We start from the raw sequence: 18,014 nt of genomic DNA, 5'->3' as shown, positions 1-18,014 counted from the left end.
CTGAAGCAAGGCGGACGGCACGCGAGGGATCGGGGTGCTGGTGTCGATCATCCATTGACCGAACCTCCCGCCAGACTTCGATTAACGACGGCCGACGAAGCCTCGGCCGAACCCGAAGCTGCGCACGCCTCCTCCGTACGGGCTGATCATCCGAGAGGCATACGGGTTGCCCGCCCGGTAGCCGGGACCGTAGCCGTAGCTGTAATTCAGTGGGTAGCGGGGATATCCGCGAGTGACCATCACCCCCGCCTCCGGGGCCACATAGCCGTAACCGTAGCCATAGCCGCCGGTGGAGTAGACTGTGCCGGCGGTGTAGGGAGCGATGGTCGAATAGCCGTAGGACGGATCGGTGACATACGGCGACACCGCACCGCCATACGGAATGCCGGCGACCACGCCGGGCTGCGCGACGGGCTGCCGGACAATGACCTGGGCTCCCCCGCTCTGTGTGGGATATCCGTAGGTCATGCGGACCTGAGCAAACGCCGTCGACGTGACACTGCCCAGCAGGGCAACCGCCACGATCAGGGAAGCAATGCGTGTCATGGGAGACCCCTCACCTGAAGTTGTTCGATCAAAGGACGACGATGTGTCGGTCAAGGCCGGCCGAGCCCATGCTGGCCGAGGGCCGCTTTGCCAGGATCATTCCCCGACACCTGACAGTGACATTCTGATCGTAGTTCACATTGACTTGCAAATGCTGCGGAATTTTCCGGAACGGCGAGGTCGGGACGCGTCTTGCGGAGGATCAGACCATGATCTGCGGGGCGAGGTGTGGTGGGACCCCACCCCGCGTACGATCGGGATCGGTACCGGAAGACCCCGAGAGGTGGTCTTACGATTCCTGGGCGTCGGGTCGGCGCGTCTTGATCGGCGAATCAGGGGCCTGAGGAGTGTCGTCGCGGTTGCCGGCTCTCGGGGGCTCGGCGGGGCGGCCGGTGGTGGCTTCATCGTGTCCCTGGCCGACGGGCGGCTCGATGCCTTCATCGCCGGTGGTTTCGTCGGTCCGGTGCAGCGGTTGCTGGCCCCAGCCAAAGCGGTCGCCCTGGGGGGGGCGGTTCGGGTCGTCGGGCATGAGGAGCCTCCTTTGGTGTTTGCTCAAGGCGGAATCGTTCGCAACGGAATGGGGCGGTCCCTCTCGCACCGATGACATGCCGAGGGGGGCATTCACAACGAACCGTTGCTGCATCCTGCGTGCCGTCGCTCACTCCAATTGCTGAGCAAGGGGACGCGCGATCGGGGCCTGTCCAACTCGCCGAGCGCGGATCGGCTGAGTAGACTACGACCTGAACGTTGCCGAGAGTCTCGTTTTTCCGGGACGACCCAAGGGAGTTTGCTTCCATGATCCTCTTGCGAATGCCTTGCTTGATGCCGATTGCGGCTCTGGCCGTGCTGCTGGCTTCGGCCTCTCCCACGATGGCGCTGCCCGATGATGCGGGCGATCCTAACGGCTTGCGCAACCAGGCCGCGACCAGTCCGTTACCCCGGGGAGACGGTCTGGCCGCCGCGTTTGTGGCTGATCGTGGGATCGAGACGCATGCCGACGTGATCTTCGCCGACAATTTCGAAGGGAATGCCCCCCTCGGTGCGAAGTGGGACGAGGTGAGCAACCGAGGCGGTTCGGTGCTCAGCCTGGTGGATGAGTCGGCCGCCGACCCTCGCACCGGATCGAAGGCGCTCCGGGTCGAGGCCCGGCTTTCCGAAAACACCGGAGGCGGCCTGACCACCTGGTTCGAGTCGAGTGAGACTCTCTTTTTTCGGTTCCTCGTGAAGTTCGACCCCGATTGCGACTACGTCCACCACTTCGTCACCCTGCGGGCCAACAAGGGCTTGACCGGCGGCGACCGCTGGTCCGGGTTCGGAGGGGCAGGCAACCGGCCCGAGGGAGACGAGCGTTTCTCGACCGCCATTGAGCCCTGGGGCGACTGGGGCCGGCTCCCCCCTCCCGGCCAGTGGAACTTCTATAGCTACTGGCATGAGATGACCGCCTCGCCCGACGGCCGCTACTGGGGTAACGCCTTCCGTCCCGCGTCACAGCCGAACATCCGAAAAGGAGAGTGGATCTGCGTCGAGTTCATGCTCCAGCACAACACCCCCGGCGAAGCCGACGGCGAGCAAGCCTACTGGATCGACGGTGAGCTGGCCGGCCACTGGACCGGGATCAACTGGCGGACCTCCCCCACCTTGATGGCCAACGCGTTGACTCTCGAAAGCTACATCACCGACCGCTGGACGAAGCAGGAGGTCAACGTCGTCCTCTTCGATGATGTCGTGATCGCCCGCTCCTACATCGGCCCGCCGGGCCGCCCTTGATCGGAGCCGGAGCCGGGGGCTCGGCGGGCTTCACGTTCCCGTTCCTTGCGAATGGCGACGAGCATTTCGTCGAGCTTGCCCAGGAAGCGCGAGCGATCGGTCTTGGCAAAGGCCGAAGGCCCGCCGCCGTACTGCCCGGCCTGGCGAAGCTGGTCGAGGATCGCCCGGGTGGCCAGCCGCTCGCCGATCGAGTCGTCGGTGAACGGGTAGCCTTTCGGTCCCAACGCGCGGGCGCCGGCCTTCAGGCAGCGATCGGCCAGGGGAATGTCGGCCGTGACGACCAGATCGCCCGGGCCGATCTGCTCGGCGATCCAGTCGTCGGCCGCCTCGAAGCCGCCTCGGACGACGACCAGCTCAATCTGATCGTGCTCGGGCACCCGGAGCGGCGCATTGGCCACGACCCGGACGGTTTCGCCATAACGCCGGGCGACCCGGTAGACCTCGTCCTTGACCGGGCAGGCATCGGCGTCAACGTAAATGGCCATGACAACACAGGACTCCCAGACGAAGGCGTCGAAGGCAACGATTCCGGAACGGCTCGCGGTTCAAGAAACCCGTTTTCCTTGGAGGAACTTGCGGGAAATTGGCCCGCCGTTGCAGGCCAATTTGGCGACGATTGCGGGCGGTTCCACCGGTCAGGCATAGAATTCTCAGCAACCTCGTCCGATGCTGGAAGGGGGTGTTGCCCTGGTCTCGGAGGTCGAGACGTAGGCCGGGGGCGTCGATCGCCCTGGTGGCAACCGGTGTTGAGAGGCGGATCGGGAGGGTGAACTCATGGCCGACGAGATCAAATTACACAAGCCCTGGATGGTCGCCGTCTGGCCGGGAATGGGCCATGTGGCGATCAGCGCCGGCTATTACCTGATGGCCAAGCTCGGCATGCACATGGTGGCCGAGTTCCAGGCCGAAGAACTGTTCGACGTCGAGTACGTCGAGGTCAAGCGCGGTCTGATTCGCACCGGTCGGCTGCCCCGGAGCCGCTTCTTCGCCTGGCACGATCCGGAAGAGCGGCACGATCTGATCGTCTTCATCGGCGAGGCTCAGCCGCCGAGGGGCAAGCTGGCCTTCTGCCGTCGCCTGATCGAGTTTGCCAAGGAGATGGGGGTCGAGCGGGTCTTCACCTTCGCCTCGATGGCCACACAGATGCACCCCTCGCACGAGTCGCGGACCTTTGGCGCGGCCACCGATCAGACGACGCTCGACGAGCTGACGCAACTGGAACTGACGATGCTCGATGACGGGCACATCAGCGGGCTCAACGGCGTCTTGCTCGGGGTTGCCGCCGAGGCCGGATTGCCGGGCACCTGCCTGCTGGGAGAGATGCCGCAAATCTTCGCTCAGCTTCCGTTTCCGAAGGCCGCGCTCGGTGTGCTGGAAGTCTTCTCGACGATCGCCAAGATTCAGCTCGATCTGACCGAGCTGGCCGAACAGGCGGTCGATGTCGAGCAACGGCTCGGCGAGCTGCTCAACCTGAGCGAGCACGCAATCGAATCCCCGCACCAGGAATCCTCTGCCGAGGAGGAGGCGTTCCTCGGCCCGGACGGTCCTGACGAATCTGAAGAGGAGACCGTCACCGCCGACGACCGCAAGCGCATCGAGCACCTGTTCGAAGAATCGACCCGCGATCGTTCGAAAGCCTACGAACTGAAGCGAGAGCTTGATCGCCTGGGAATTTACGCCGAATATGAAGACCGCTTCCTCGATCTGTTCAAACGTTGAGACACGTGGGCTCCCGCTGGGGATTGGTGAACGGGCCGGGGCCATCCTGATCCCAGGACTCCTCCACCATCAGCCGTGACGGGAGACGAGAGGGGCCGGCCAATCGTGTCGGGAGGGAGTGTTCAGGATCGTGCTTCGCTTGATTAAGCTCTGTACGGGTGCGTTTGCGATCCTGATCGGTGCCCTGGGAACGGTCTTCGGGATCGGGGCGGTGGTCGGGTCGTGGACTTTAGCCGATCGCCTGAGCCGGGAGGTGCCGGCGTCGATCGCCGACCTGGAACAGGTCGTCGATCTGGTCCGCCAACAGGGCGACGCCTCCTTGACCCTGATCGACACGGTGCGCGACCGCGTCCGGTTCGTGGGAGAGACGGTCGAGGAACTCGCGGGGGTCGCTCAGCGAGACCCGGAGGCCCCGACCTTGCTCGAAGCGCTCGACCCGGACATCGAGCAACGTCTGGAAGCAGCCGAAACATTTATTCTTGCCTTGCAGGACAGCCTTCGCAGTCTCAACCGGGCGCTGGTCCTGCTCGATTCAGTGCCCTTTTTCCCAAGAAGAAGCGTCTCGGAGCGATCGGCCGATGCTCCTCCGCTGCAAAACGTCGCCAGCAGTCTGAACGAGGCCACAACGCTGCTTGACGAGGCCTCTCGCACCTTGACTCGCATTCGGATGGGGCAAGCGCTCTCGCTCCGCCAACGGGCGCAGTTTCAGGAACTGCTGGCCGAGGTCGATTTCGCGCTGAGCGATGTCCGGAACCAGATCGACACGTTCTTTACCAGCCTCGACCAGGCGAGTGATCGGCTCGGCAGGGTCCGGGAGGGGGCCTCGGTCTGGATTGACCGGGCGGCGGGGGTTTCGACGGTCTTTTTCGTCTGCTTTGCCGCCTCGCAGTTCAGCCTCATGCTGCACGGAGGGGCCCTGGTGAGCCGGGCGGCTCGGGTCCGCTCGATCGGCGCGGAGCCTCGGGCGCTCGACTTCGAGCCGAACCCCTCGGAGAATTCACCGTCATCGGATCATTGAGCCGCCGAGCTGCGTCGCGTTGCGTCCGGTTGCCGAGCCGTGATCGACCTCAAGGGAAGGGAACCATGACGACTGACCCTGCCTTCGCCGTTCGCCATCGTGTCCGATCGTTCCTCGGCCGATGGCGGCGCAGGACGGGGGGCTCGGGGATCGTCCTCGCCGTCTCGGGAGGGGGCGATAGCGTGGCCCTCTTGAGAGCCTCGTGCGAGGTGGCGGAGGAACTCGGCCTGCGGCTTTCGGTCGCCCATCTGCACCACGGAGCCCGCGGCGAGGAAGCCGACCGCGATGCCCAGTTCGTGACCGAGCTGGCCAGTCAGCTTGGTCTGCCGATGGATCTGGGCCACTGGCGGCCGGAGCGGGCGGCCCACTTCGAGGCCGATGCCCGACAGGCCCGCTACGGTTGGCTGCTCGACATCGCCCGGCAACGCTCGGCTCAGGCCGTGGCCGTCGGTCACACGAGCGACGATCAGGCCGAAACGGTTCTCCACCGGATCGTCCGAGGGACCGGGATTCGAGGCCTGGCGGGCATTCCTCCTCGCCGACACCTGGCCGAGGGAGTCGAGCTGATCCGCCCCTTGCTCACAACCACTCGCGACGAGGCCCGTGCCTCTCTCAACGCCCTCGAACAGCCCTGGCAAGACGATGCGAGCAATGCCGATGTGAACCGAACCCGGACCTTGATCCGTCATGAGATGCTGCCGAAGCTCGCCACCATCAACCCGAAGGTCCGCGAGGCGCTCAACCGGCTCGCTCAGAGCAGCCGAGACGCCGCCCGCCAGACCGAACGGCAGGCTGCCAGCCTGGCCCGAGCGATTGTGGTGACGATCGAGCCGTTCGAGATCACCCTGAGACGCGATCGGCTGGCCGCCTTTCCCCGGTCGGTCCGGGTCGAGATCCTTCGCGTCGTCTGGCGTCGGGCCGGATGGCCCGAGCGGTCGATGTCGAGCGATCGCTGGCAGCGGATGGCGGCGCTGGTCACTCGCGATCAGGGAAGATATGCGATCGGGGCCGGGGTCGATCTGCTCCTCGGTCCCGAGCGGGTCCGGCTCGTTCCTCAGGCCCCGGTCCATGCCCCCTCGACTCCTCCCGCCTCGGCCCTTTTGCCGATTCCCGGAACCGAGGTCTGGGCCGATTGCCGGATCGTCTCCGAGATCGACCCCGCCCCCGAAACTCCCAGCGACGAGCGGATCGACCTCGACGCGCTGGACCCGTTCCTCGATGCCTCGGGGGCGCATCTGGTCATCAGCACCCCGCTGCCGGGCGACCGCTTCGCGCCGCTCGGCATGGGGGGACGATCCATGACCCTGACCGACTTCTTGAGGGGCCGTCGCGTTCCCCTCGGGGATCGCGGCCGGGTTCCCGTGGTCCGGGATCGTCGTGGGGTGATCTGGGTCGTCGGCCACCGGATCGCCGATCGGGTCCGTCGCACCCCGGGAACCCGGCGAGTGCTTGGTCTGCGCCGCGAGGCGGTCGGCCCCTGAGCGAACGCGACACCGCGTACGGTTCGGTCCTGCCTGTTCCACAAATCTCTTTGAGACGCATTTTTTTGGATTGATCGCCCCTGCATGGGTACGATCAACAGGGCGACAAGGCCGGCTCGACTCGGCTCAGGATCAAGGATCCCGTAGCGGGAGGATCACGCGCGTGGGATGGTTTGGATTCGGAAAGAAAGCGACCTACATCGTCGCCGTCTCGCACGAAGGGCCCAACCGCCTTCGGCTTAATGGAAATCAATGCCGGAGTGCGCAGATCAAGCGCAACGCCGCCGCTCACGGCCAGACCGTGATGTGGATGGAACTGACCAACGGAGGCGGTCGGATCGATCAGGGGCTCGGTCCCTCCGCCACCCGGCTCGATGCGAAGGAGCTGGAACGCCTGCAACGCGACGTGCACCTGTCGACGGCCTTCAAGGCCATTGTGGAGGAGCTTGACGCTGGCCAGGAGCAGGCGAGCAAGTGGTACAAGCGGGGCGATTAATCCGAGTCGCCCGGTTCGGAGACCGATTCTCGGAGTCTCGCCAGCCGCCGGTCGATCGCATCGAGCCCCTCCGCGGCCCCCAGCGGCAGCCCGATGTGGCCGCGGGGGACCTGCGACTCTCGGGGGTTGATGCGGATGAGCGTGCCGCCAAGCTGCTCGGCCGTGCGCTCACAAAGCGATCGGATGGTCGAGATTGCTGTTCCGGCCCCGCACTCGACGACGACAATCGGCCCGGCGTCGACGACGGTCGAAAGCCACTCCCCGAACCGCCGCTCCTGAGCATTGGTGAGGGACCAGTCCCAATCGAAATCGCCGAACATCAGGATGTTCGGCCTGGCGATCCCCCCGCATCGCGGGCATCGGGGCAGGGGCTCGGCAGCCCGAAGCTCCTCCATGTCGATCACCAGCGGGTCCGCAGGGGCGTCGAACAACTCGGCACCGCACGAGTCGAGGCACTGAAACAACTCAATCCGTCCGTGGCATTCCACCAGGTGATCGGCCGGGAACCCGGCGCGCTGGAACTGGCCATCAACATTGGACGTGACCACGAACCCGCCCCCGCTCATTTGCGCCATCCATCGGCGCAGGATGGCGAAGCCGGGGTGTGGGGTTGTCGCACGATAAAGGTTCAGCCGGTGGCCGTAGAAGCCCCAGGCGAAGGCCGGATCGTGCCGGAACCATCGGGGGTTGGCCATCTCGGCGAAGCTCAGGCCGAGGCGCTCGGCCATTGGGTAGGCACGCCAGAAGCCCTCCCGGCCGCGGAAGTCGGGCAGGCCGGAGTCGACTCCCATACCCGCTCCGGCACCGATGACCAACGCTCGGGCCGAGGCCAACGCCTCGGCCGCTTGCTGAATCGGATCGCTCGCTCGGGACGTTGTCATGACGGGTTGGTTCCTTGCACCGGGTCGTTTTTCAATGGAGTTCCAAGCCGTTCCCCGGTCTGGGTTGGTCGATTGGGTTGGGTGTGGCGATTGAGGCGGTTGTGTTGATTCTTGAGTTTGACGAGTGAGTGTGGGGATCGGTTAAACTTGATCGATTCTCGTAACTTGCGACTTTGGGAGAAAAGACAATGGCAACCGCCTCCCCCCGCCAGGCCGAGGTTTCCAAGACCAGTTTCGTCCGAGGGTACCTCGGTGACCACCCGAAGGCCGGATTCCGGGCCGTCAATCAGGCCTGGAACGAGGCGGGGCACGAAGGGTCGATCAGCGAAACGCTCGTCCACCGAATGCGGGCGAAGTTGGGATTGTCCGGCAACCTCCGGACGAACCGGCCGTCGAAGCCTGCGTCCGCCGCCGTTTCCCCTCCCCAGCCGAACGCAGAAACGAGCCCCTTGAGGCCAAAGAAGGCCCGGCGGAATCGTCCTCGGAAGACGTCGACGTCTCCGGCCAGAACCGCCTCGGAACCGACTCCCACCCCCTCGACGACCGCGGCTCGGCCGTCGATTGCCTCGTCGAAGGCGCTCCCTGCCGCGTCGTTGGAGGCCGAGTTCGATCGCCTGCTCTTTCAGGTCATCGATCAGGGCATGCCCGAGGTTGAGGAGGCCATCCGGACCGCCCGCCGCCTGTTCGTGCTCCATCACGGACGCTGAGGACCGCTGGACCCGTCGCCGCGAAGAAGCCTGGTCGGTCCTTGAGGTTTCGACGCCCCTCCCCTGATGGGATACGATACTCGTATCGAAACGGCTGGCCGCGCCGTTTCAAGACGCAACGAGGGATCAAAAGGAGAGCGTGATCGCGATGGCCAAGAACGTCCTGGGGAGCAATCTCGAATCGTGCAGCCTCGACCCCGTGACCGGCTTTTTCCGAGACGGATGCTGCCACACGGGGGCCGACGATGTCGGCTTGCACCTGGTCTGCGCTGAGATGACGGGCGAGTTTCTCGAATTCTCTCGACGTCGAGGGAACGACCTGATTACCCCGATGCCCCAGTACGGCTTCCCCGGCCTGAAACCCGGCGACCGCTGGTGCCTTTGCGTCGAGCGCTGGAAGGAGGCGCTGGAGGCCGGAATGGCTCCTCGCGTCGTGCTGGAAGCCACGCATATGTCTGCGCTAGAGTTTGTCTCGATCGAGGAGCTGAAGTCCCACGCGATCGACGTGGACGTGGATTGATCCGAGCCGAATCGAGGGCTCCGAGCGGCGCGACTCGTTGCGACCGCCTTGCCGGCGTGCAAGGCGGGTCGTCCCTGGTTGCGATTGACCGTCCCGGTGTTCGGGGCTAGGATACCGCCCCGCCTGGGACGCGCCGGCTTTTTGATGTGATCGGACGGGAACTCGACCCATTCCTTCAAGCCCCGATCCCGCTGCCCCCAAGCTCGGGGCGGCCTTCGAGCGTACCATGCCCGAATCGACGAGACGATCGCGATGGACCCGGTACGCGATCGTGCCGATGATCGTGCTCGTGGGGCTGGCCTTGCGGCTGCTGGCGGCCGGGGCGGTGCAGCTGTACGCCCAGCAAAAGGGCGTGCTCTGCATCTTCGGCGATACGGGGATCTACTGGTATCTGGCCGAGGCGATCCGGACCGGATCACCGTACGTCGTGAATCAGTGGGATGTTCCGCACTACGCACTCAGGACTCCCGGCTATCCGGCCTTTCTGGCCCTCTGCCAGATTCTGTTCGGCCCCGATGCGGCCCTGGGGGCTCGGGTCATCCAGGCGGTGCTGGGGGCCGGCGGGGTGGCCGTGGTGTATGCCCTGGTGCTCGCCCTCTGGAAACGGGGAGACGAGCACGACCGTCGCCGGGCGCGCCGGGTGGCCATTCTGGCGGCCACGCTGGCCGCGGTCGAACCGTACTCGGTGGGCCTCTCGGGGCTCTTGCTCTCCGAGGGGGTGTTTGTCCCGTTGATGCTGCTGGCGCTCTGGGGGCTGGCAGTCCTCTGGCGGCCGGGGCCGAAGGCTCGGGAACAGGACGCGGCCCGGCAACTCTTGGAAGCAACCGGGGCCTCGGCGGAGGAAACGCCGCATTCGCTCGCCTGGCACGGGCCGACATCGGGGCCGGGGCCGTTCGGCTCATTCGTCGTGGCGGTCTTGACCGGCCTGGTGATCGGCGCGGCCTTGCTCGTCAGACCGTCGTGGGCGGTCTTCCTACCCCTGGCCCTGCCGGCCTGGGTGCTGTTCGAGCGGTCGAGGAGGGCGGTGGCCCTGGCGGCGGTCGTCGTGCTGACGGTCGCCGCGGTCATGGCCCCGTGGTGGCTTCGCAATGCCCAGGTTGTCGGCAAGTTCGTGCCGACGGCGCTTTGGGTTGGGGCCAGCTTGTACGACGGCCTCAGCCCCGAGGCGACCGGCTCCAGCAACATGACCTTCCTCGACGACCCCGAAATCCGGGTACTCGACGAGATCAGGCAGGATGCCGAACTGCGCCACCGGGCGATCGCCTTTGCCCGAGAGAACCCTCGGCGTGCCCTGGAGCTGGCGGCGGTCAAGGTCGGACGCTTCTGGAGCCCCTGGCCGAACGCCGACGAACTGTCGGCCCCCGGTGTCGGGATTCTAAGCGGGGTGGCGACGATCCCGGTCTTTGTCCTACTGGTGGTCGGCCTTTGGGACCGGAGGAAGGACCCGAGAAGCCTGGTTTTGCTTGGGGGAACCGTCCTCTGCTTCTGCCTGCTGCACATGGTCTTCGTCAGCTCGATCCGCTACCGATTGCCGGGCATGGTGCCGGCGATGGGCCTGGCGGCGGCGGGCCTGATGCGGATTGTCGGCGGGCGGTTCGGGCACGATACGAAGAAGATGATCGCCTGGTCGGTCATCCTGCCCCTCTCGGTCTTCATCGGAGGCGGCTGGTACGCGGCCGGTCACGCGACGGATGGCGCCGAGCTGGCTCGACTGGTCGAGCGGGAGTCGCTGCGGCTCTTGCCCGATTCGAAGGTGAGCGTGGGTCGGGTCCGTCTGCGGCCATTTACCGGCTCGGCAACCCTGGAACAGGTCCGCGTTCACCAGGAGATCGAGACGGTGCCGGGGCCGACGATCGAGGTCGGCTGGCTTCGCCTGACCTTCGACGTGGCGGCCCTTTTGCAGCAGCGGTTCGAGGCCCGCGAGGTGATCGTCGCGCAGCCGACCCTTCGCCTCGGCCGTCGGGACGATGGGACCTGGAACCTCGAAGGATTTCTGGCCGATCCCTGGCCCTTACCCCCTCCCGAGGTCTTGCCGAAGATTTTGATTCGCAACGGCAAGATCGCCCTGAGCCGGGAAGAGGGACCGATCAGCCTGCTCCGGGATGTCGTGCTGACGATGACCCCGCAAAGCGCGACCTCCTATGCCTTCGAAGGCACCGCCCGGGGAGACGGCTTCGAGCGGCTCGACCTGGCGGGCACCTTCGATGTCAAATCCCGCCGCGTGACCCTGTCCGGCAGCGAGCTGATCCGACTGGAGTTGGGAGAGAGCCTTCGGAACCGCTTGCCCGAGGAATTCCACGCCAGCTACGACCAGCTTGGGCTCTCGGCCGGCGAGCTTGACGTCCGCGTCCACCGCCTGGAGATCGACCCCGACGATCACGAGCAACCGCTGAAGGAGCACGAGCTGGACCTGCTCGTCCGATCCGCCAGCCTGAACGCTCCCGAGCTTCCCTTCCCGCTCAACGAGGTCGAGCTGCTGGCGACCCTGCGCGATGGCACCTTGCTCGTCGATCTTGCCAGGGGAACCAACGGCCGAACCACCGCCCGAGCTGCCGGTCGACTCGACGTGAGGGACCCGATCGCCGGGCCGTTTGACCTGTTAGTCGAAGTGACCGACCTGGAGTTCGACGATCGCTTGCGGAGCAAGACCCCCGAGCATCTGCTCGGACTCTGGGAGGAACTGCGCCCCGGAGGCCGAACGCATGTCTACCTTCGGGCCGTTCGGCAAAAGGCCGGTCGGCCGGTCGGCCTCGGCCTGACGCTTGACTTGCAAGGCGCGTCGATGACCCACGCCGCTTGCCCGTACCCGATCCGACAGCTTTACGGCCGGGTCGTCTGGGAAGGGGATCGAGTGACCATCGCCCCGCCCGGCCTGACCACCCTCATCGGCAACCGTCCGGCCCGATGCTGGGGAACGATCGACGAGGTCAGCTCCGACCCCGTCGTCTCGCTCGACTTCGAGCTGGGGGCCTTGCCGATCGACGAAACCTTGCTGGCCGCGCTCAATCCCGACGTCCGCAAGGTCCTGCACCAGTTCCAGCCGAAAGGAACGGTCCGCGTCGCCCACGCCCATCTCGACCGCCGCCCGGCTCCTCCGGGAAGCGATCAAAAGGAGATCGTCGAGCTGACCGCCGCGCTCGATCTGGGAGAACCGGCCGAGGCCGGCGGCTTCGCCTTCACCTGGGAGGGGATGCCCTACGCCATTACCAACGTCAAGGGGCGTCTGGTGATCATGCCCGATCACTGGGAGTTCCACGATCTGGTCGGCTACAACGGCCTGGCCCGGATCGAGTGCCCCGACGGCTGGGTCCGCCAGGTCGGCCCGAACACGTTCGACGCCGAGCTGACGATGCGGGCCACCGACCTTCCCTTCGACGAACAGCTTCGCCTGGCCCTGCCTCCGGAGTGGCAGGCGACCTGGAACCTGTTGAACCCGATGGGCAAGGCCACGCTCGATGCGGCCATCCAGGTCAAGGGGAACGAGAACCACACGAAGCTGGCCGTCCGACCCGACCCCGGCACGTCGATTAGCCTGAGCTTTACCCCCGCCCCCGACGAGCCGGGAGGCCCCGAGCCTCCTCCGCTGGAACTGCCGGCGATGGAGGCCATCGACGGCCTGTTCGTCTACGACGACGGCCTGGTGACAATGGACGACGTCTCGTTCCAGTTCCGGGGCTCTCCCGTTCGCTTCCGCTCCGGGGCGGTCAACCTGGAACCCGACGGCCGCTTCGGCCTCTCGGTCGATGACCTGCGCGTGGCCCGCTTCCGGCTCGACGCCGAGCTGAGAAAGCTGATGCCCTCGGTCATGGCCGAGTTCGCCCGACGACTCGACGAAAGCCCGGCGATTCCCTCGATGCGAGGCGATTTGCGGCTCGGCTGGTCCGGACAACCGGGCGACCCCGCCTACGTCGAGTGGGCCAACGGTCTGATCGTCCTCAACGGCCAGACGATCCGCACGAGCATTCCCCTGGAGGCGATTCACGGGCGGCTGGTCAACTTTGCCGGGCGCTTCGACGGCCGATCGCTCAATCTTGGCGGCCTGATCGACCTCGATAGCCTGACGATTGCCGGCCAGCAGGTGACTCAGGTGCGCTCCCCGCTAGTCATCGACGGTCAATCGGCTCGGCTGGAGGCGATCGAGGGAGACCTGCTCGGCGGTCGCCTGACCGGCCAGGTCGGCCTCGGCATGGACGAGCAGCCCGAGTACAACGCCACCCTGGCCGTGGCCAACGCCGATCTTGCCCGGTTCACCGCCTCCTTGCCCGGTAAGCAGAGTTTCCGAGGCTTGCTCTCGGGGATGATCACCTTCAGCGGAATCGGCAACGAGATGCGATCGGTCAGCGGCTCCGGAGACTTCCGCATTGCCCAGGGAGACCTGGGCGACCTGCCCGTCGCCCTGCGATTCTTCAAGGTGCTCAACACGCTCGAAATCGGCGCCCCGTCCAGTGAAACCGCCTTCGACACGGCCGAGGTCTCCGTCCGGATCGAGAACGGCCTGGCCTATCTCGACCCCATCCTCTTGACCGGCGACGCCATTAGCCTCCGAGGAGGTGGGACGATGGACCTTCGCGGCCAACTCGACCTGCGCCTTCGGATCATGTACGGTCGGGGCGGCTTCCGTATCCCCTTGCTCAGCGACGCCTTCCGTGAGGCCGGCGGGCAGATTGCCGACATCCGAGTGACCGGCCCCGCCTCCTTCCCCTTGTTCCGCCCCGAGGTCCTGCCCGGCGGGCAGTGGGTCTTGCGGACCCTCGGCGCGGGCATGTTCAACACGACCGCAAGGGACGATCGACCCTCCGTCTTCCGCCGCTAAGGCACACCTCCCCAAAGCCTTCATCTGGCAATTCGAGCCGGCCTGACTTACGATCAATCGAGTACTCATCTTGCAGATACGGGAGACATCGAGAACGGTTTCCTTTGGGGAATGTGTCGATTCCGTTGGGTCGGCCTTCGAACTCGGGAAGGTCTGCGGCGCCGTCCTTCGCATTCGGGAAGGCCGGAGTCGCAGGACAGGCACCTCAGCGATCGACCTCCAAGGAGGACTGGAAACGACGCCTCCCGCACGCATCGGGCGGATCGGCCCCAACCGTTGATTGATCGAGCGAGCGGCGATGAATGTCGAGCCAACACGCCCGCATCGCCGGGCGGTGCGCGTCGGAATCGGACTGGCGAGCGTCGCCGGGCTGATCGCCCTGATTCTCTGGGGAACGGCCCCCTCCGACGATCGCCGATGGAAGGCGATCGAGCAGGCCATGCAGCGGCAGCAATGGAACGACGCCGAACGCCGGCTCGCCTCGTGGGTCGTGGAGCATCCGAACGACGCCCGGGCCTGTCTCTTGCTCGGGCAGGCCCTCACAAGCCTCGACCGAGACGACGAGGCTGAGGCGGCGCTCGAGCGGATTCCCGAAGGCGACCCCGTCTGGATTCAGGCCCAGATGGGACTCGGCACCCTCGCCATGCAAGAGCACGATCGGGTCGAGGCCGAACGCGCCTTTCGCGCTGTCCTGGAACGGGAACCGGAGGCGGTTGAGCCGAAGGTCCGCCTGCTCGGGCTCTTGCTCGTCCAGCGCAGGCAGGAGGAGGCACGAGCCTTGCTCTGGGACGTCTTCCGGATCTCCGGCGACCCCCGCCAGCTCGTCTCCCTGACCAACATCGCCCTGGAAGACCGTCATCAGGAGATCTTCCGCGACCTCGCCGGCGATGGCGACCGCCTGCGAAAAGAACTTGAGCCGTACCTCGATCGGTCGCCCGACGACCCCTGGCTGCGTCGGGCTCGCGGGTTGCTCCGCGCCGAGCAAGGGGACCCGTCCGGGGCATTGGCCGACCTCGAATTCGCCAACCGGGCGATGGACAACGACCCCGCGGTCCGGCTGGCCCTGGCCGATTGCCGGATCCTGCTCGGAGCATCCGAGCAGGCCATCGAGGCGCTCGGTCCGATCCCGGATCGGCCCATCGATCAGGCCCGATGGTGGATCCTCCGCGGCCTCGTTGAGCAGGATCGCCAGCGTAACGACGAGGCCATCGCCTGCTTTCGCGAAGCTGTTGCGGCCGATCCGGAACACCTGGGTGCGCACTACCGGCTTGGTCGCGCCCTGGTTCGCGCCGGACACGACGACGAGGCCGGGCCGATTCTGGAGGAAGCCGAGGCGATCCGCTCCCGGATGATCGCCGTGAAGACACTGCTGGATGATCGTCTCGGTGACTTGAAGGACGCCGACGTGTGTGTCGAACTCGCTCGCCTCTGCCTCGAATCGGACATGCCCGTCGAGGCTCGGGCCTGGTTCGCCCACGCCAGCCGCGTCGATCCGTTCCATCGCGAGGCCCAGGAGGCAATCGCCTCGCTGGGCGAGGTGTCGCCCACGGTTCCAACGCTCCCCCGGCTCAAGGATGACCCCGCCGACGTCCCCGCGATGGCCGCGCCTTCCGATCGGCCGTCGGAGGCAAACGGCCCCCGATTCGTCGATGAAGCCACGAGCCGAGGGCTCATCTTCCCCTACGACAGTGGCGCGCAAGGCGACCTGTTCATCGCCGACATGATGGGGGGCGGCGTCGCCCTGTTCGATTTCGACAACGACGGTTGGCTCGATGTCTATCTCGTCAACGGCTGCCCGTTGCCGGTGGATTCGGAGCACCCCCCCGCACCGAATCGACTCTTTCACAACGCGGGCAACGGCACGTTTGTCGATGTCACCACCTCGGCGGGGGTGGGCGGTCGAGGCTACGGCATGGGCTGCGCCGTGGGAGACATCGACGCCGATGGATTCGACGACCTGTTCGTCACCGGATTCGGCTCGACGGTCCTCTACCGCAACAACGGCGACGGCACCTTTGAAGACATCACCGCATCGGCCGGTGTTTTCTCCGATCGCTGGACGACGGCGGCCGGGTTCGCGGACCTCGACCGCGACAGTGATCTCGACCTGTTCGTCGTCACCTACGTCGAGGCCGACCCGCGCACCGCTCCGGAATGCCGAGACGCCTCGGGCCGTCGCATCCACTGTCCTCCCGGCCGGTTCCCCGCACAGAAAGAGTTGCTTTTCCGCAACAACGGCGACCTCACCTTCACCAATGTCTCGGCCGAGGCCGGGGTGGAGCGCCCCGACGGCCAGGCGCTCGGCCTGGCGATCGCCGACCTCGACGGCGACGGCTTGCTCGATCTCTTCGTCGCCAACGACATCACCCCCGATTTCCTCTTTCGGAACCAGGGCGACCTGCGGTTCGAGGAGGTCGGCATCGCCTCCGGCGCCGCCTTCGACGGCGCAGGCCGGGCGACGGCGAGCATGGGAGTGGTGGCCGACGACCTGAACGGCGACGGCCTGATCGACCTCTTTCACACCAACTTTCGCAACGAGCCGAACACGTTCCTGCGCAACCTGGGCGGCGGTCAGTTTGCCGACGCGACCCCTGGCTCAGGGCTCGACGGCCCGAGCCTGGCCGTCACTGGCTTCGGCACCGTGGCGATCGACGCCGAGAACGACGGCACGCTCGACCTGTTCGTCGCCAACGGCCACGTGTTTGATCAACCCTGGATCAACCAGCCGATGGCCCAGCTTCCCCACTGGTACTCAGGGAAAGGGAACGGCCGCTATCAGGTGGCCGATCCCGAAGCGGTCGGCCCGTACTTTTCCCGAGCGGTCGTCGGCCGGGGGGTCGCCAGCGGCGACCTCGACAACGATGGCCTGGTCGATCTCGTCGTCGTGCATCGTGACGAACCGGCGAGCCTCTTGCGCAATGTCTCGCCCGATCCGGGTCACTGGCTCGGCGTGAAGCTGATCGGTTCGGCCTCCGGCCCCTTGCCGGTCGGCGCTCGGGTCGTCTGCCGCGCCGGCGATCGGACCTTCACCCGATGGCAGACGAGCGGCACGAGCTACCTCGCCTCCTCCGACCCCCGGCTCTGGTTCGGCCTGGGATCGGCCGAGATGATCGAGTCGCTGGAGGTCCACTGGCCGTCGGGAACGACGCACCGCTTCGACCATCTGCCCGCCGATCGCATGGTGCAGATTGACGAATCGGACGGGAGGATCGTCGAAGCGGTTCCAGAGCCATCCCCCTGACGCCAAGACTTTGGCTCAGCGATCCCAGTCCGTCCCGTGGCGAGCCTCTCCCGTCATGGGAACGAAGGAGACGGGGGCGATCGACTCTCGGGTGATCGTGCCGTCCTCGGCCTTCTCGATCCGCACGAGTTCCTGGCCGAATCCTTCCCCGACCGGAAGAATCAGGCGACCGCCGGGGGCGAGCTGATCGATCAACGGCTTCGGGATTTCCGGCGGCGAGGCGGCAACAATGATCAGGTCGAACGGCGCGGCCTCGGGCCATCCTCGGTAGCCGTCACCGTGGCGGACCTCGACATTGCGGTCGCCGAGCCGGAACAAACGTCCCCGCGCCGAATCCGCAAGTTCCTTGTGAATCTCGATACTGTAAACCTGATCGACCAGCTTGGCGAGCACGGCGGCCTGGTATCCCGAGCCGGTGCCAACATCCAGGGCGCGGTCTCCAGGCTGCGGTCGGGCAAGCTGGGTCATCAGGGCCACGATGTACGGCTGAGAGATCGTCTGATCCTTCTCAATCGGCAAGGGACGATCGGTGTACGCCAGGTCGCGGTAGCTCTCAGAAACGAACTCGTGGCGGGGGACGCGGGCCATCACCTCCAGCACGCGAGGGTCGTCGATGTCTCGGGCGCGGAGCTGGTCAGCCACCATCCTCGCGCGCTGGCGGACGTACGGGTCGTCGTCTCCCCCGGCCGGTGGCCCACCACCCGAGGGCTTCCACTCGGAGTCGCCGGGGACACAGGCAAGCACCGGCCCCAGGCTGATGAGCCACCCGAGCAATCCCACGAACGAGGGTTGGAAGGTCGCAAGGCTTGGAGCATTCATCGGAGG

14 protein-coding genes are annotated in these 18,014 nt (G+C 66.1%); 9 read left to right on the top strand and 5 right to left on the bottom strand.

What is annotated here, in order from left to right; translation table 11 throughout:
* Positions 1-81: 81 nt before the first annotated feature.
* Positions 82-546 carry a hypothetical protein gene (locus HG800_RS15585; protein WP_169977559.1) on the bottom strand — a complete coding sequence of 155 codons (465 nt, stop codon included), beginning with the start codon at positions 544-546 and terminating at the stop codon, positions 82-84.
* A gap of 289 nt (positions 547-835) precedes the next feature.
* Positions 836-1,075 (bottom strand): hypothetical protein, encoded by a 240-nt coding sequence (locus HG800_RS15580; protein ID WP_169977558.1) that lies wholly within the window; start codon positions 1,073-1,075, stop codon positions 836-838.
* Between the two features lie 266 nt (positions 1,076-1,341).
* Here HG800_RS15580 and HG800_RS15575 point away from each other — a divergent pair, with 266 nt between their 5' ends.
* Entirely contained in the window at positions 1,342-2,313 is a 972-nt protein-coding gene (locus HG800_RS15575; protein ID WP_206352290.1) for a hypothetical protein, read from the top strand.
* On the opposite strand, the gene HG800_RS15570 is transcribed toward HG800_RS15575, so the two are convergent.
* Positions 2,286-2,798 (bottom strand): YaiI/YqxD family protein, encoded by a 513-nt coding sequence (locus HG800_RS15570; RefSeq protein ID WP_169977557.1) that lies wholly within the window; start codon positions 2,796-2,798, stop codon positions 2,286-2,288. The genes HG800_RS15575 and HG800_RS15570 overlap by 28 nt on opposite strands.
* A gap of 289 nt (positions 2,799-3,087) precedes the next feature.
* Between HG800_RS15570 and HG800_RS15565 the strand changes: the two genes are divergently transcribed.
* From HG800_RS15565 to HG800_RS15550, 4 genes are all read left to right on the top strand, one after another.
* Positions 3,088-4,032, top strand: coding sequence for a PAC2 family protein (locus HG800_RS15565; RefSeq protein ID WP_169977556.1), 945 nt, complete (start codon positions 3,088-3,090; stop codon positions 4,030-4,032).
* A gap of 130 nt (positions 4,033-4,162) precedes the next feature.
* Positions 4,163-5,050 (top strand): hypothetical protein, encoded by an 888-nt coding sequence (locus tag HG800_RS15560; protein WP_169977555.1) that lies wholly within the window; start codon positions 4,163-4,165, stop codon positions 5,048-5,050.
* 65 nt (positions 5,051-5,115) lie between these two features.
* Entirely contained in the window at positions 5,116-6,531 is a 1,416-nt protein-coding gene (gene tilS, locus HG800_RS15555; protein WP_169977554.1) for a tRNA lysidine(34) synthetase TilS, read from the top strand.
* 163 nt (positions 6,532-6,694) lie between these two features.
* A complete protein-coding gene (locus HG800_RS15550) occupies positions 6,695-7,027 on the top strand; it encodes a hypothetical protein (RefSeq protein WP_169977553.1) in 333 nt (110 codons plus the stop codon).
* On the opposite strand, the gene HG800_RS15545 is transcribed toward HG800_RS15550, so the two are convergent.
* Positions 7,024-7,908, bottom strand: coding sequence for an SIR2 family NAD-dependent protein deacylase (locus tag HG800_RS15545; protein WP_169977552.1), 885 nt, complete (start codon positions 7,906-7,908; stop codon positions 7,024-7,026). The two genes, HG800_RS15550 and HG800_RS15545, sit on opposite strands and share 4 nt — an antisense overlap.
* Before the next feature lie 188 nt (positions 7,909-8,096).
* Here HG800_RS15545 and HG800_RS15540 point away from each other — a divergent pair, with 188 nt between their 5' ends.
* From HG800_RS15540 to HG800_RS15525, 4 genes are all read left to right on the top strand, one after another.
* The gene (locus tag HG800_RS15540; RefSeq protein ID WP_169977551.1) at positions 8,097-8,615 is read left to right on the top strand and encodes a hypothetical protein; all 519 of its coding nucleotides are present in this window, start codon (positions 8,097-8,099) and stop codon (positions 8,613-8,615) included.
* 148 nt (positions 8,616-8,763) lie between these two features.
* Positions 8,764-9,135, top strand: coding sequence for a DUF2237 family protein (locus tag HG800_RS15535; RefSeq protein WP_169977550.1), 372 nt, complete (start codon positions 8,764-8,766; stop codon positions 9,133-9,135).
* 226 nt (positions 9,136-9,361) lie between these two features.
* Entirely contained in the window at positions 9,362-13,948 is a 4,587-nt protein-coding gene (locus HG800_RS15530; protein ID WP_169977549.1) for an AsmA-like C-terminal region-containing protein, read from the top strand.
* A 298-nt stretch (positions 13,949-14,246) separates the two neighbouring features.
* The gene (locus HG800_RS15525) at positions 14,247-17,189 is read left to right on the top strand and encodes an FG-GAP-like repeat-containing protein (RefSeq protein WP_169977548.1); all 2,943 of its coding nucleotides are present in this window, start codon (positions 14,247-14,249) and stop codon (positions 17,187-17,189) included.
* Positions 17,190-17,204: 15 nt separating this feature from the next.
* Here the strand turns inward: HG800_RS15525 and HG800_RS15520 are convergent, their stop codons facing one another.
* Positions 17,205-18,008: a protein-L-isoaspartate(D-aspartate) O-methyltransferase gene (locus HG800_RS15520; protein ID WP_206352289.1), complete on the bottom strand. Its 804-nt coding sequence runs from the start codon at positions 18,006-18,008 to the stop codon at positions 17,205-17,207.
* Between the last annotated feature and the right edge of the window lie 6 nt (positions 18,009-18,014).

Source organism: Tautonia rosea, from assembly GCF_012958305.1.
GTDB lineage: Bacteria > Planctomycetota > Planctomycetia > Isosphaerales > Isosphaeraceae > Tautonia > Tautonia rosea.
This window is presented reverse-complemented; position numbering and strand designations above follow the sequence as displayed.